Annotated in this window: 9 protein-coding genes; all 9 read right to left on the bottom strand. The window is 72.6% G+C overall.

From position 1 onward, the window contains the following. Window positions 1-70 precede the first annotated feature (70 nt). Window positions 71-1,228 carry a flavodoxin-dependent (E)-4-hydroxy-3-methylbut-2-enyl-diphosphate synthase gene (ispG, locus tag ACFVZW_RS01725; RefSeq protein WP_329115266.1) on the bottom strand — a complete coding sequence of 386 codons (1,158 nt, stop codon included), beginning with the start codon at window positions 1,226-1,228 and terminating at the stop codon, window positions 71-73. 102 nt (window positions 1,229-1,330) lie between these two features. Then, a complete protein-coding gene (locus tag ACFVZW_RS01720) occupies window positions 1,331-2,635 on the bottom strand; it encodes a M50 family metallopeptidase (protein ID WP_384515174.1) in 1,305 nt (434 codons plus the stop codon). Continuing rightward, window positions 2,632-3,891, bottom strand: coding sequence for a 1-deoxy-D-xylulose-5-phosphate reductoisomerase (gene dxr, locus ACFVZW_RS01715; RefSeq protein WP_329115271.1), 1,260 nt, complete (start codon window positions 3,889-3,891; stop codon window positions 2,632-2,634). Before dxr ends, ACFVZW_RS01720 begins: the two co-directional genes overlap by 4 nt. Window positions 3,892-3,964: 73 nt before the next feature. Beyond that, on the bottom strand, window positions 3,965-5,212 hold the full coding sequence (aroA, locus tag ACFVZW_RS01710; RefSeq protein ID WP_384515172.1) for a 3-phosphoshikimate 1-carboxyvinyltransferase: 1,248 nt from the start codon (window positions 5,210-5,212) through the stop codon (window positions 3,965-3,967). Between the two features lie 86 nt (window positions 5,213-5,298). Further along, a complete protein-coding gene (locus ACFVZW_RS01705; RefSeq protein WP_384515169.1) occupies window positions 5,299-7,224 on the bottom strand; it encodes an acyl-CoA dehydrogenase family protein in 1,926 nt (641 codons plus the stop codon). A 167-nt stretch (window positions 7,225-7,391) separates the two neighbouring features. After that, window positions 7,392-8,837 carry an aldehyde dehydrogenase family protein gene (locus tag ACFVZW_RS01700; RefSeq protein ID WP_384515167.1) on the bottom strand — a complete coding sequence of 482 codons (1,446 nt, stop codon included), beginning with the start codon at window positions 8,835-8,837 and terminating at the stop codon, window positions 7,392-7,394. 159 nt (window positions 8,838-8,996) lie between these two features. Further along, on the bottom strand, window positions 8,997-9,956 hold the full coding sequence (locus ACFVZW_RS01695) for an EamA family transporter (RefSeq protein WP_384515164.1): 960 nt from the start codon (window positions 9,954-9,956) through the stop codon (window positions 8,997-8,999). A 273-nt stretch (window positions 9,957-10,229) separates the two neighbouring features. Further along, entirely contained in the window at window positions 10,230-11,789 is a 1,560-nt protein-coding gene (locus ACFVZW_RS01690) for a PucR family transcriptional regulator (protein ID WP_384515161.1), read from the bottom strand. A 105-nt stretch (window positions 11,790-11,894) separates the two neighbouring features. After that, window positions 11,895-14,096 (bottom strand): ATP/GTP-binding protein, encoded by a 2,202-nt coding sequence (locus ACFVZW_RS01685; RefSeq protein ID WP_384515158.1) that lies wholly within the window; start codon window positions 14,094-14,096, stop codon window positions 11,895-11,897. Window positions 14,097-14,494 lie beyond the last annotated feature (398 nt).

Below are 14,494 nucleotides of genomic sequence, written 5' to 3'. Positions count from 1 at the left end.
CGCGACGAAGCCCCGCCGGGGCCCGGTTCGACGGGCGCCGCGGCGGGGCTTCGTGGGGTGCTCGGGCGGGTCAGACGCCGATGGCGACCGTCGGCTCGCCGGACATCACGCCGTCCTTCTCCATCTGCTCGGCGATCTTCATCGCCTCTTCGATGAGGGTCTCGACGATCTTCGACTCGGGGACGGTCTTGATGACCTCGCCCTTGACGAAGATCTGGCCCTTGCCGTTGCCGGAGGCGACGCCGAGGTCGGCTTCGCGGGCCTCGCCCGGGCCGTTGACGACGCAGCCCATGACGGCGACGCGCAGCGGGACCTCCATGCCCTCCAGGCCGGCGGTGACCTCTTCGGCCAGCTTGTAGACGTCGACCTGGGCGCGGCCGCAGGACGGGCAGGAGACGATCTCCAGACGGCGCGGCTTGAGGTTCAGCGACTCCAGGATCTGGTTGCCGACCTTGACCTCCTCGACCGGCGGCGCGGAGAGCGAGACGCGGATGGTGTCGCCGATGCCCTCGGAGAGCAGCGCGCCGAAGGCGACGGCGGACTTGATGGTGCCCTGGAAGGCGGGGCCGGCCTCGGTGACGCCGAGGTGCAGCGGGTAGTCGCAGGCGGCGGCGAGCTGGCGGTAGGCGTTGACCATGACGACCGGGTCGTTGTGCTTGACCGAGATCTTGATGTCGCCGAAGCCGTGCTCCTCGAAGAGGGAGGCCTCCCACAGCGCGGACTCGACCAGCGCCTCGGGGGTGGCCTTGCCGTACTTCTTCAGCAGCCGGGCGTCGAGCGAGCCCGCGTTGACGCCGATCCGGATCGGGGTGCCCGCGGCCTTGGCGGCGTGCGCGATCTCCTTGACCTTGTCGTCGAACTGCTTGATGTTGCCGGGGTTGACGCGAACCGCGGCGCAGCCGGCGTCGATGGCGGCGAAGACGTACTTCGGCTGGAAGTGGATGTCCGCGATGACCGGGATCTGCGACTTCTTGGCGATGGTCGCCAGCGCGTCGGCGTCGTCCTGGGTGGGGCACGCGACACGGACGATCTGGCAGCCGGAGGCGGTCAGCTCGGCGATCTGCTGGAGCGTGGCGCCGATGTCGGAGGTCCGGGTCGTCGTCATGGACTGGACAGAGACGGGTGCGTCGCCGCCCACGGCCACCGATCCGACCTGGATCTGGCGGCTCTTGCGCCGCTCGGCGAGCCTGGTCGGAACGGACGGGATACCGAGAGAGATCGCGGTCATCAGCTGTACAACCCCAAGGTGTGGTTCATCGGGCTCAGGTCTTCGAGATTACCGCCCCGGCGGCGGGTGGCCGGACACCCAGGGGGTCCGGCCACCCTCTCGTCACGTCAGCTTCACCGGGTTGACGATGTCCGCGGCGAGGACGAGGAGCGTGAAGCAGACGAACACTCCCGCCACCACGTAGGCGGCCGGCATCAGCTTGGCCACGTCGAACGGGCCCGGGTCGGGGCGCCGGAAGATCCGCGCGGTGTGGCGGCGTACGGACTCCCACAGGGCGCCGGCGATGTGTCCGCCGTCGAGCGGGAGCAGCGGCAGCATGTTGAACAGGAACAGCGAGACGTTGAACATGACGACCAGCTGCAGGAAGAAGACCAGGATGGTCTGCGGGGGCGCGTCGATGTTCATCAGCTCGCCGCTGATGCGGGCGGCGCCGACGACGCCGACCGGGGAGTCCGCCTTGCGTTCGCCGTCGCCGAAGGTGGCGTCCCACAGGTCCGGGATCTTGCCGGGCAGGGCGAGCACGGACTCGGCACCGGCCTGGAGCTGGTCGGTCATGCGGGAGGCGGACTCGCCGAAGGTGAGCGGGACGACCTCGCGGCCGGACTCGAAGCCCAGGTAGCCGGCGGTGACGTACTGCAGCGGCTGGACGACCTTGCCGTCCGCGTCCTTCTTGAGCACCTTGTTCTCGAGGAGCGTGGCCTTGAGGTCCATCTCCTTGCCGTCGCGCTGGACGGTGACGGTGGCGGCCCCGGTGGTGGCGCGGATGCGGTCGGAGAGGGTGTTCCAGTCCGAGACGCGTTCGCCGTTGAAGGCGACGATGCGGTCGCCCTTGAGGAGTCCGGCGGCCTTGGCGGGCGACTCGGGGTCGCCGGCCTTGCAGGTGTCGCGCTTCTCGCTCTGGTCGATGACGCAGTTGGTGACGCCGGCGACCTTGGTGGTCTGCGTCTCGAAGCCGACGGCCATGGCGCTGCCGAAGAACAGCAGCACGGCGAGGATCAGGTTCATGAACGGGCCGGCGAACATCACGATGACGCGCTTCCACGGCTTGCGCGTGTAGAAGAGCCGGTTCTCGTCGCCGGGCTGGAGCTCCTCGAAGGAGGCCTCACGGGCGTCCTCGATCATGGAGCGCCAGGGGGAGGTGGAGCGGGCCTCGATGCGGCCGTCCCTGCCGGGCGGGAACATCCCGATCATGCGGATGTAGCCGCCGGCGGGGATGGCCTTGATGCCGTACTCCGTCTCGCCCTTCTTCTTCGACCAGATCGTGGGGCCGAAGCCGACCATGTACTGCGGCACGCGGATACCGAAGAGCTTGGCCGTGGAGAGGTGGCCGAGTTCGTGCCAGGCGATCGAGACGAGCAGCCCGACCGCGAACAGCGCGATGCCGAGGAGCGTCAGAAGTACGGTCATGCGCGCGCCTCCGCGGTTGCGTTCGCTGCGAGTTCTGCGAGTTCACGGGCCCGGGCGCGGGCCCAGGTCTCCGCTTCGAGGACGTCCGACACCGTGAGGGAGGTTCCCTGGGTGGGCTTTCCGTGTTCGGTGACGACTGCCGTGACCGTATCCATGATTCCGTTGAACGGCAGCCGTCCGGCGAGAAAGGCCTCCACGCACTCCTCGTTGGCGGCGTTGAAGACGGCGGGGGCGGTGCCGCCCAGTTCGCCGACGTGTCGGGCCAGGCCCACGGAGGGGAACGCCTCGGTGTCGAGCGGGAAGAACTCCCAGCTGGACGCCTTGGTCCAGTCGAAGGCGGGGGCGGCGTCCGGGACCCGCTCGGGCCAGCCGATGCCGAGGGCGATCGGGCCGCGCATGTCCGGCGGGGTGGCCTGGGCGAGGGTGGAGCCGTCGGTGAACTCGACCATCGAGTGGACGTACGACTGGGGGTGGACGACGACCTCGATGCGGTCGAAGGGGATGTCGTAGAGGAGGTGCGCCTCGATGACCTCCAGGCCCTTGTTCACCAGGGTGGCGCTGTTCACCGTGATGACCGGGCCCATGGCCCAGGTGGGGTGGGCGAGCGCGTCCTCGCGGGTGACATGGGCCAGCTCCTCCCTCGTACGGCCGCGGAAGGGGCCGCCCGAGGCGGTGACGACCAGCTTGCGGACGTCGGCGCGGGTGCCGGCGGCCAGCGCCTGGAAGAGGGCGGCGTGCTCGGAGTCGACCGGGATGATCTGGCCGGGCTTGGCGAGCGCCTTGACCAGCGGGCCGCCGACGATCAGCGACTCCTTGTTGGCCAGGGCGAGGGTGCGGCCGGCTTCGAGGGCGGCGAGCGTGGGCGCCAGGCCGATGGATCCGGTGATGCCGTTGAGCACCGTGTGGCAGGGCGAGGCGGCGAGCTGGGTGGCGGCGTCGGCCCCTGCCAGGATCTCGGGCAGGGGCTCGGCGCCGTACAGCTCTTTGAGCGCGTCGCGCAGCTCGGGCACCACGTCCTCACGGGCGACGGCGACCGCCGCGACCTTCAGCCGGTGCGCCTGCTCGGCGAGCAGCCCGACGCGGCCGCCGGAGGCGGCGAGGGCGGTGACCCGGAACCGGTCGGGGTTGCGCAGGACCAGGTCGATGGCCTGGGTGCCGATGGATCCCGTGGAGCCGAGGACGACGATGTCCCGGCGGCCTTCGACCGGTGCGAAGACGATGTGCGGGTCGGCGAGAGGAGAGGGGCGGTCGCTCATGCCCCCCATTCTTGCCGCAAAGACTGTGCGGTCTTCACGGGGTGCCTCCCGTGGGCGTCTTCGCCCGGTGTGGTCACTCGGCGGAGGCGGCCGTTCCGAAGGCCTCGCCGAAGACGCGGTGGAAGTCCGGGAACGTCTTCCGTACGCAGCCGGGGTCGTCGAAGGTGATCCCGGGCGTGCGCAGACCGGTGACGGCGAAGGACATGACGATCCGGTGGTCGCCGTGGGTGGCGATCTCGGCGGGGCCTGCCGGGGTCCCGGGCCGGATCTCGATCCAGTCGTGGCCGGTCGCGACCTCGATGCCGAGGCGGCGGAGGTTCTCGGCGCAGGCGTCGAGGCGGTCGCACTCCTTGACGCGCGTGTTGGCCACGTCCTCGATGCGGACGGGTCCGTCGGCGAAGGGCGCGAGGGCGGCGAGCGTCGGCATGGTGTCGGAGATGTCGCGCATGTTGACCGTCAGACCGCGCAGCGTCCCCGTGCCGCGGACGGTGGTGGCCGTGTCGGTGGTCTCCACGTCGGCGCCCATCCGGCGCAGGACGTCGACGAAGCCGAGGTCGCCCTGGAGTGCGCCGGTGCCGAGGCCGGGGACGGTGACGGTGCGGCCGGGCTGGAGAGTGGCGGCGGCGAAGAAGTACGAGGAGGTGGAGGCGTCGGGCTCGACGGCGTACGTGGCCGCCTTGTAGCCGGTGGGGGCGACGGTGTAGGTGCGGTCCTGCCGGGTCACCTCTGCGCCGAAGGCACGCATCATGGCGAGGGTGATCTCGACGTACGGCTCCGAGACCAGGTCGGTGACGGTGATGGCGAGGCCCTCGGCGGTCAGCGGGCCGAGCATGAGCAGCGCGGTCAGGTACTGGGAGGACTGGCCGGCGTCGAGGGTGAGCGCGCCGCCCTTGATGCCCTGGGCGGCGACGGTGAGCGGGTGGTGGCCCTCGTTCTCCTCGTGGCGGAGGTCGACGCCGAGGGTGCGCAGGGCGGTGGAGAGGGGGCCGAGGGGGCGGCGGCGCATCTGGGGCGAGGCGTCGAAGCGGAAGGTGCCGTGGCCGGCGGCGGCGAGGGTGGGGAGGAAGCGGGCGGTGGTGGCACCGTCGCGGCAGTACACGTCGGCGGTGTCCACGGCGGGACCCGCGGGACGGCCCTCGATGTGCCAGGCCCCCGGCTCCTGCCGGACCTCGTATCCGAGGGTCTTCAGCCCTTCGGCGAATCCCTCGGTGTCGTCGGAGTGGAGCGGCCGGAGGAGGGTGGTGGTCCCGTCGGCGGCGGCGGCGAGGAAGAGCGCGCGGGCGGTGACGGACTTGGAACCGGGAATCTCTATGACGGTCACGGGCCCATCCTGCCGTGGCTTTCCCCGCCGTGGGCCGTCGTTCCGCAGGACGGGACACCTGCGGCGCGACGGCCCGCGCCCGTCGGTCAGGGGATCTTGCGGTGGACGTTCTCCTCCGTCGAGGCGCCCGGGGTCGCGTCCGCGATCCAGGGGCCGTCGTCGCTCGGGTCGACCACCCCCGCCTCCAGCCACTCGAAGCGGCCGGCGAGGACCCCGTCGACGACCCGGCGGTCCAGGTCGTCCGTGTTGGCCCAGAGGCGGCCGAAGAGCTCCTCCACGCGCAGCCGGGACTGCCGGCAGAACGCGTCGGCGAGCGCGTACGCCTCCTTGCCGTGGTCGTCGGTGGTCCGCAGCAGGTCCGCCCGTACGCACGCCGCGCTCATCGCGAAGAGCTCCGCGCCGATGTCCACGATCCGCCCGAGGAACGCCTGCTTCAGCTCCATCCGGCCCTGCCATCGCGACATCGCGTAGAAGGTGGACCTGGCGAGCTTCCTCGACGTCCGCTCCACGTACCGCAGGTGGGTGGCCAGCGCGCCGAACTCCCGGTACGCGCCCGGCACCTGCCCCTGCCCCGCGACGAGCTTCGGCAGCCAGCGGGCGTAGAAGCCACCGGCCCGCGCACCCGCCTTCGCCTTGTCGCCGAACGACTTCTCCGGGTCGATGATGTCGCCGGCGACGGCCAGATGGGCGTCGACGGCCTCGCGGGCGATGAGCAGATGCATGATCTCCGTCGAGCCCTCGAAGATCCGGTTGATCCGCAGATCCCGGAGCAACTGCTCGGCCGGTACGGCCCGTTCCCCGCGCGCCGCCAGCGAGTCCGCGGTCTCGTAGCCGCGCCCGCCGCGGATCTGGACCAGTTCGTCGGCGATGAGACAGCCCATCTCGGAGCCGTAGAGCTTGGCGAGCGCCGCCTCGATGCGGATGTCGTTGCGGTCCTCGTCGGCCATCTGCGAGGAGAGGTCGACGACCGCCTCCAGGGCGAACGTGGTCGCCGCGATGAAGGAGATCTTCGTGCCGACCGCCTCGTGGCGTGCGACCGGCTTGCCCCACTGCTCCCGTACGGCAGCCCATTCGCGGGCGATCTTCAGCGCCCACTTGCCGGCGCCGACGCACATCGCGGGGAGCGAGAGCCGGCCGGTGTTCAGCGTCGTCAGCGCGATCTTGAGGCCGGCGCCCTCGGGGCCGATGCGGTTCTCGGCGGGAACCCGGACGCCGTGGAAGCGGGTGACGCCGTTCTCGAGCCCCCGCAGGCCCATGAAGGCGTTGCGGTGCTCGACGGTGACGCCGGGCGAGTCCGCCTCGACGACGAAGGCGGTGATGCCGCCCCGGTGGCCCGGCGACGCGGGCACGCGCGCCATGACGACGAGCAGGTCGGCGACGACCCCGTTGGTCGTCCAGAGCTTCACCCCGTCGATGACATAGGCGTCGTCGCCGTCCGGAACCGCCGTGGTGGCGAGCCGGGCCGGGTCGGAGCCCACGTCGGGTTCGGTGAGCAGGAAGGCCGAGATGTCGGTGGTGGCGAGGCGGGGGAGGTAGGTGTCGCGCTGTTCCTGAGTGCCGAAGATCTTCAGCGGCTGGGGAACGCCGATGGACTGATGGGCCGAGAGCAGCGCGCCGATCGCGGGGCTCGCGGAGCCGACCAGGGCGAGGGCGCGGTTGTAGTAGACCTGGGTGAGGCCGAGCCCGCCGTACTTCGGGTCGATCTTCATCCCGAGCGCGCCGAGTTCCTTGAGACCGGTGACGACCTCGTCGGGGATGCGGGCCTCGCGCTCGATCAGCCGGCCGTCGATGCGTGTCTCGCAGAAGACGCGCAGCTTGGCGAGGAAGGCCTCGCCGCGCCGTACGTCCTCATCCGACGGCAGGGGATGGGGGTGGATGAGGTCCAGTCGGAAGCGGCCGAGGAAGAGTTCCTTGGCGAAACTGGGTTTGCGCCAGTCCTGCTCGCGCGCGGCCTCGGCGACCTGCCGGGCCTCGCGTTCGGTGACCTTGGGCCGCTGGGTGGGTGCGGACATGAGGAGCTCACCTCGCCGCTCGTAGGGTGGCCTTGTGACTACTCGTCCGTAGTACCCGATTTCCGGGCGCACCGATAGACGAGAAGACGACCGGAGGCCCCGCACATCCGGCTCCGGCCGTCGGTCTCAAGGTTCCGCACGAGTTCGTGCGGACTACTGAATACGGGTTACAGCGCCAGGCCCGTGAGGACCAGGACCCGCTCGTAGGTGTAGTCGTCCATGGCGTACTTGACGCCCTCGCGGCCGACACCGGACTTCTTGGCGCCGCCGTACGGCATCTGGTCGGCGCGGTAGGACGGGACGTCGCCGATGATCACGCCGCCGACCTCCAGCGCGCGGTGGGCGCGGAAGGCGGTCTGCAGGTCGTGGGTGAAGACGCCGGCCTGGAGGCCGAAGTCCGAGTCGTTGACGGCGGCGAAGGCCTCGGCCTCGCCGTCGACCTTGGCGATGGTGAGGACCGGGCCGAAGACCTCGGCGCGGGCCAGGGTGACATCGGCCGGGAGGTCGGTGAGGACGGTCGGGGCGTAGGTCGCGCCCTCGCGCTTGCCGCCCGCGAGCAGCTTCGCGCCGGCCGCGACGGCCTCGTCCACCCAGCCCTCGACGCGCTTGGCGGCGTTCTCGTCGACGAGCGGGCCGACGTCGGTGGCGTCGTCCGCCGGGTCACCGGTGACCTGCGCCTCGACGGCGGCGACGACCTTCGGGACGAGCCGGTCGTAGACCGAGGCGTCGGCGATCACGCGCTGCACGGAGATGCAGGACTGGCCGCCCTGGTAGTTGGAGAAGGTGGCGATACGGCTCGCCGCCCAGTCCAGGTCCTGCTCGGACGCCCAGTCGCCGAGGACGACGGCGGCGGCGTTGCCGCCGAGCTCCAGGGTGCAGTGCTTGTGCGGCACCGACTCCTGGATGGCGTAGCCGACCTTGTCGGAGCCGGTGAAGGAGATGACCGGGAGGCGCTCGTCCTTCACGAGGGCGGGCATCCGGTCGTTCGGCACGGTCAGGACGGACCAGGAGCCGGCCGGCAGGTCGGTCTCGGCCAGCAGCTCGCCCAGGATCAGGGACGAGATGGGGGTGGCCGGGGCCGGCTTGAGGATGATCGGGGCGCCGACGGCGATGGCCGGGGCGACCTTGTGGGCGCTGAGGTTCAGCGGGAAGTTGAACGGCGCGATGCCGAGGACGACGCCCTTCGGGATACGGCGGGTGATCGCCAGCCGGCCGACGCCACCGGCCTCGGTGTCGAGGCGCTGGGCCTCGCCGCCGTTGAAGCGGCGGGCTTCCTCGGCGGCGAAGCGGAACACGGATACGGCGCGGCCGACCTCGCCGCGGGCCCACTTGATGGGCTTGCCGTTCTCGGCGGAGATGACCTGGGCGATCTCCTCGGTGCGCTCGGCGAGACGCTTCGACACGTGGTCGAGGGCGGCGGCGCGGACGTGCGCCGGCGTCGCGGCGAACTCGTCGACGACGGCATGCGCGGCGGCGACGGCCTCCTCGACCTGGGCTTCGGTGGGCACGCTGACCTTGCCGACCAGACGTCCGTCGAAGGAGTTCGTGACGTCGAAGGTGGCCTCGCCGGTGGCCTCGCGGCCGGCGAGCCAGAAGGCGTGGGTGGTCGTCATTGCGTCCCGGCCCTTTCCGTATCGGGGGTGCGAGCGATCGCTCTCGTGACACGTTAGGGCGAAGCGGGCGGAGTGGCGCTTGTCCGCCGTGGAGTGGTGCGCGGGGACTCCTGTCCGCTTTGGCGGAAGGCGGCCCCGACGCTCACCGGCCCACGATGATCATCCCCGCCGTTCCGTCGAGACGATGAGACAGACCCCGCCCACGACGATCGCGCCGCCGAGCGCGATGGGCCAGGTCAGGGCCTCGCCGAGGACGAGGGCGCCGAGGAGTACCGCGACGACCGGGTTGACGTAGGCGTACGTGGCGACCAGGGAGAGCGGGGCGGTCTGGAGGAGCCAGGCGTACGCGGTGAAGGCGATCAGGGAGCCGAAGACGATCAGGTAGCCGAGGGCGATCCAGGAGCGGGTGGAGACGTCGCCGGGGTCGAAGCCGAGGTGCTCGCCGCGGACCAGGGCGACGGCGAGTCCCCCGAGGCCGCCGGCGAGCATCTCGTACGCGCTGGCGGAGAAGGGGTTGGCGGGCATCGGGAGCCGGCCGGAGGAGAACGAGCCGATCGACCACAGGAGTGCGGCGACGACGACGAGGACCACGCCGCCGATCCTGACCTCGCCGCTGAGGCCCGGGAGGGTGAGGACGCCGAGGCCGACGAGACCGAGGGCCACTCCGGCGAAGGCGCCGCGGCCGGGACGCTCACCGGCGGCCGCGCGCAGGACGACGACCCAGGCGGGCACGCTCGCGACGAGCAGCGCGGCGAGGCCGGAGGGGATGGCGGTCTCGGCGAGGACGACGAGCGCGTTGCCTCCGACAAGGAGCAGCAGGCCGACCAGGACCGCGGAGCCCAGTTGGCGCGGGGTCACCTTCAGCGCGGCGGGGCCCTGCCGCCAGGCGATGATCACGGCGAGCAGCAGACCGGCGACGACGTACCGGATCCCCGCGGAGAGGAACGGCGGCATCGTCTCGACGACGATGCGGATCCCGAGGTAGGTGGACCCCCAGACGACGTACACGATCCCGAGGGCGAGCCAGACGGCCCCGGAGATACGGCGGGGGGCGCCTCCGGAGGCGGCGGGACGGGAGGTGCGTTCCTCGGAGGCGGGATCGACCGCGGGGCTTGTCATGACCAGGAGAGTAGGGAGTTCGGCGGCGAATGATCAATAATCCTGCCCGCCATCGGGCAGGATCGGCGCCGTTGGGGCGGTGCGACCGGCGGAACGGGAGCTACCGCTCCTCCGTGTCCACCCCCGTCGCGGAGGCGGTGCGACCGCGGAGCGGGACCTACCGCTCCTCCGCGTCCGCCCCCGTCGCGGAGGCGATGTGACTGGCGGAACCGGACCTACCGCTCCTCCGCGTCCGCCCCCGTCGCGGAGGCGATGTGACCGGCGGAACCGGACCTACCGCTCCTCCGCGTCCGCCCCCGTCGCCTTCAGCGCCAGCCACAGCTCCATCCGGACGTCCGGGTCGTCCAGGGAGCGGCCGAGGATCTCCTCCACCCGGCGCATCCGGTAGCGCAGGGTGTGGCGGTGGACGCCCAGGTCGGCCGCCGCGGCGTCCCACTGTCCGTGGCGGGAGAGCCACGCCCGCAGGGAGGCCACCAGGTCGCCGCGCCCCGTGGCGTCGTGCTCGTACAGGGCGCGGAGCATCCCGTCGGCGAAGGCGCGGACCGCGTCGTCGGCCAGCAGCGGCAGGACCGAGCCCGCCGCCAGGTCCTCGTGCTCGACCAGCGCCCGGCCGCGCCGGCGCGCCACCGACAGCGCCTGCTCGGCCTGCTTGTACGCGGCCGCCGCCGCGATCGGCCCGGCCGGGGCCGAGAGGCCGACGACGACGCCGGTATCCTCCGCCTCCCGCTCCGTGTACCTCTCGCAGGCGGTGACGACCGCCCCGCCGTCCCCGGCGAGGACCAGGAGCCGCTCCTCGCCCTCCGGAACGGTCAGGACCGTCTCGCCCGCGCGGGCCGCCGCCGACTCCAGCTCCTCGGCGAGCGCCGGAAGCGGCGGTTCGCCCTCCCGCTCCCCCGCCACCGTCTCGGCGATCAGCAGCCGGAAGGGCGCGTCGAGGAGGCCGCCGTACAGGTCGCCCACCACCGCCCGGGCGTGGTCGGGCTGGCCGGACAGCATCATCCGCAGCACCGCCGCTCCCAGCCGCGCCTCGGCCGCCTGGAGCGAGCGCGAGCGCTCCGTGGTGAGCGTCAGCAGGGCGATCGCGGAGTGCACGGCGTACCGTTCCGCCGTCCCGAGCGGCGCGCCGGTGCCGACCGCGAGGGCGCCCCTGACCCGCCGCCCGGTTCCCAGGGACTGGAGCTCCACCCGGTCGTCCGTGCCGCCGACGACCGCGCTCGCGGGCGCGGGCCGCTCCCGGAGCCGTTCGACGTCGGGCGTGAGGCGGGCGGCCCGGCGCGTCGCCCACTCGGGCGAGACGGCGAGGACGGTGCCGGAGGTGTCGTACAGCGCCGCCCAGCCGTCCACATGGGCCGCGAGCCGCGCGATCACCGCGTCCGGGCCCTCCGCGAGCGCGGCGCGGGTCAGTTCCCGCTGGGCCTCGAAGCCGGCCGTCACGGCCCGGTACTGATCGGCCGCGATCGCCGCCGAGACGGCCTTGCTGATCGCCAGGAACGGGGTGCGCCGCGGCACTTCGAGGAGCGGCAGCCCCTCGGCCCCCGCCGCGTCCACGAGGGGCTGCGGGATGTCCTCGTAATTGACGCCGACGGCGAAGCCGAGCCCCACGACGCCGGCGGCGAGCAGCCGCCGGACGTAGCGGTGCATCGCCTCGGAGTCCTCGGCGTCCAGGGTGAGCGCGGTGGTGAGCAGCAGCTCGCCGCCCTCCATGTACGGGACGGGGTCGGCGAGCTCGCTGACGTGGGCCCAGCGCACGGGGGTGTCGAGGCGGTCCTCGCCGGCGCGGACGGTGAGCTTGAGCGCCGAGTGCTGGACGAGTGACGCGAGGGTGGGCGGCATTGGGGACCGTCGGACCTTTGGGGAGGGGGCGCCGCTCAGCCGAGCGGCGCCCTCGATTGTGCCAGGGCCCGCGGGTGGCCGCTCCGGCTCCGCGTCAGCTCCGCCTCAGCTCCGCAGATCCACCAGGAGGGGTGGTGTGTGCTCGCCCCGCACATGGGTGAGGGACAGGACGGCGTGCCCGGCGGGGACGGCGTGGGCGAGGTCGGAGGCCGACCAGCGCTCGCGTTCCACTTCCCGTACGGTCACGGCCTCCGCCGTCGTGGCCTTGCCGGTCACGAGGCGTCGCATGAAGTGCAGGGCCTTGGTGAGGGGCTCGTCGGAGATGATCTGCCGGTTGGTGACGTCCCGGGTCTGCACCCATTCGGTGCCCCAGGTCTCGGCGAACCGTCCGCCGTCCCAGGGCGCGATCCCGGCGAACGCCATCCGGCAGCCGACCGCCCCGAGCAGCGGCCCGCGCAGCGCCTCGGGCACGTCCTCCAGGCTGCGCAGCGCGAGGACGACGCCGGCGTTGGCGGAGCGGAGCCGCTGGATGGCGCGTACGGAGTCGCCGGTGACGGTGTACGTGGCATCGTCGAGGACCAGGCAGGCGAAGAGGGAGCGGTCGCGGCGGGCGAGGGCGGCCTCGGCGAACTGGGCGAGCAGGAGCCGGGAGACGATCCGGGAGGCTTCGGCGTGGCCGCGTTCGGGCAGGTCGACGCGGACGCGGAGAGGGTGCTCGACGGCGCGGAGGGAGAACTGCGGCTTCGCTCCCTCGGAGTCCTCGGTACGGAAGAAGCGGGCGAAGGCGGGGCGGTCGAGGAAGGCGATGCGTTCGGCGAGGAGGACGCCGCTGTCGTCGCCGCGATCGGCCTGGCGCTGCCGGGCGTCGAGCTCGCGCAGCTGGGCGGGGTCGCCGGCGACGGCTTCGCGCAGCGCGGCGAACGCCTCGGGCGTCCCGCCGAGCAGCTCGCGCAGCTCGGGCACGCCGGGGAAGCGCCCGTGCGCGGCCCGGAAGGGCCCGATCAGCTGGGCGAGCGCGGTGGCGGCGCGCCTGCTGTCGGCGGCGAGGTCCCCGACGAGCGCCTCGGCGAGGATCCGGGCGGCCTCGTCCGGATCGTCGGCGCCGCCGTACAGGTCGAGGTCGTGGGTGGACTCGGCCCGCCCGACGGAGACGACGACGTCGAAGCCCTCGTCGGGGCCGAGCGCGGTGCCGTGGGAGGTGACGGCGACGACGGCGGCACGGTTGGCGAGCGCCTGCAGACAGAGCGACTCGACCACGGGCCGCACGAGCCGCACGGTCTTCCCGGCCCCGGCCGGCCCGACGGCCACCAACGAGGTCCCGAGCAGCCCGGGATCGAGGGCCACACCGGTGGTGCGGCGGGGGTAGGGGTTGCGGGGGTGGTCGGCTGCCGTGCCGATGAGGACCTGGTCGGTGGCCAGGTCGTGGGTGGCGGTGCGGACGGGCAGATCACGCCGGCCCGAGGGGTGGCCGCAGGCCGCGGCGCCCCTGGTGCGCACGGCCTCGGTGAAGGCGGCGAGCCGCTCCGGCCGGGTCCGTACGCCCTGCCAGGCGCGGCGGATCCGGGCGTAGTCCACGTCTCCGAGGACCCCTTGCCGGGTGGCCTCGGCGAGCTGGGCGGCTGCCTCGGTCAGCCCGGCGTCGCGCAGCTCGGGCCACTCGGCGGGGTCGGCGGCCGGTGACGGCGGCGCCGCCGAGGTGTCGGCGGCGGGGGACGTTCCCAGGCGGCGCCGTACCGAAGGCCAGGTCCCGACCCGGCCCACGGCCGCGGCGAGGGCGACGACCAACAGCACGTAGTAGATGTTGGAGACCCAGGTGAGCCACGTGACCGTGCGGGGCATCTCCCGCCAGACCCCCGGCAGGAGCACGAACAGGGGCCAGATGGGCATGCCGTAGCGCAGCCAGACCTCGCGCCAGTTGCCGACGCGGCCGAAGCCGACGGAGAACAGGACGAGGAGGACGGCGTACCAGAGGTACGTCGCCGCGACGTACAGCTCGACGTCGGGGCTCTGGGGGGACCGCCACTCGGTGGGCACGAGCCACAGCATGGGCAGCAGCCACCAGTTGTCGACGAAGATCCACCACCCCTCGAGGTAGCCGTTCCACAGCAGCGACCACAGCAGCCAGCCGCAGAGGTACGCGACGAACGCGCCGGTGATCAGCTGACGGCCGGGCACGAGGTCCGGCTCCTGCTCGGGCCGCTCGCGATGCCCGAGTCGCCAGATGCCGGGGGCGGCGGCGGGGCGCGGGATACGGAGCCAGTCGGCGACCGCGAGGCGGGTCGGCGGGTGCGCGGGTTGCGGCGGCACGACGGGCTGCCCGGCCGGCGGCCGCGGCGCACTGTGACCGGTCGTCCCCGGAGTCTGCCCGGCGGACGGCACGTCCGGCCCGGGAAGCTGCCCGGCCGGCGGTACGGCTGCATCCGGAGCCGTGGCCGGAGCCGGCGGCGCCGGACGGGGCACGCCCGGCCCCCGGGTGTCGCGTGACTCGTACGTGCCTTCGGTCTCCATGAAACCCCTGCCCCCTGACCAGCCAGGTCGCCGCATCTGTGCCACCGTCAATCTAGTGGGCATGGGACGCCCCGGAGCGGTTTCGCGGCCGCCATGTCCACACCGGACAACGACACACCCCCCAACACTCCCGATCGGCGCATGCCCACGCCCCTCCCCCGCGCCTAGCCTGCGGAAGAAACCCACAAGTGCGTCCA

This window comes from Streptomyces sp. NPDC059567 (genome assembly GCF_042735655.1).
Classification (GTDB): Bacteria; Actinomycetota; Actinomycetes; order Streptomycetales; family Streptomycetaceae; genus Streptomyces.
Note: the sequence above shows the minus strand (reverse complement) of the source record. Positions and strands in the feature narration are given on the sequence as shown.

What these genes read in the sequence shown, in the direction of transcription:
- ispG (WP_329115266.1), bottom strand. Translation starts at nt 1,228, where the DNA reads ATGACCGCGATCTCTCTCGGTATCCCGTCCGTTCCGACCAGGCTCGCC.
- ACFVZW_RS01720 (WP_384515174.1), bottom strand. Translation starts at nt 2,635, where the DNA reads ATGACCGTACTTCTGACGCTCCTCGGCATCGCGCTGTTCGCGGTCGGG.
- dxr (WP_329115271.1), bottom strand. Translation starts at nt 3,891, where the DNA reads ATGAGCGACCGCCCCTCTCCTCTCGCCGACCCGCACATCGTCTTCGCA.
- ACFVZW_RS01705 (WP_384515169.1), bottom strand. Translation starts at nt 7,224, where the DNA reads ATGTCCGCACCCACCCAGCGGCCCAAGGTCACCGAACGCGAGGCCCGG.
- ACFVZW_RS01700 (WP_384515167.1), bottom strand. Translation starts at nt 8,837, where the DNA reads ATGACGACCACCCACGCCTTCTGGCTCGCCGGCCGCGAGGCCACCGGC.
- ACFVZW_RS01695 (WP_384515164.1), bottom strand. Translation starts at nt 9,956, where the DNA reads ATGACAAGCCCCGCGGTCGATCCCGCCTCCGAGGAACGCACCTCCCGT.
- ACFVZW_RS01690 (WP_384515161.1), bottom strand. Translation starts at nt 11,789, where the DNA reads ATGCCGCCCACCCTCGCGTCACTCGTCCAGCACTCGGCGCTCAAGCTC.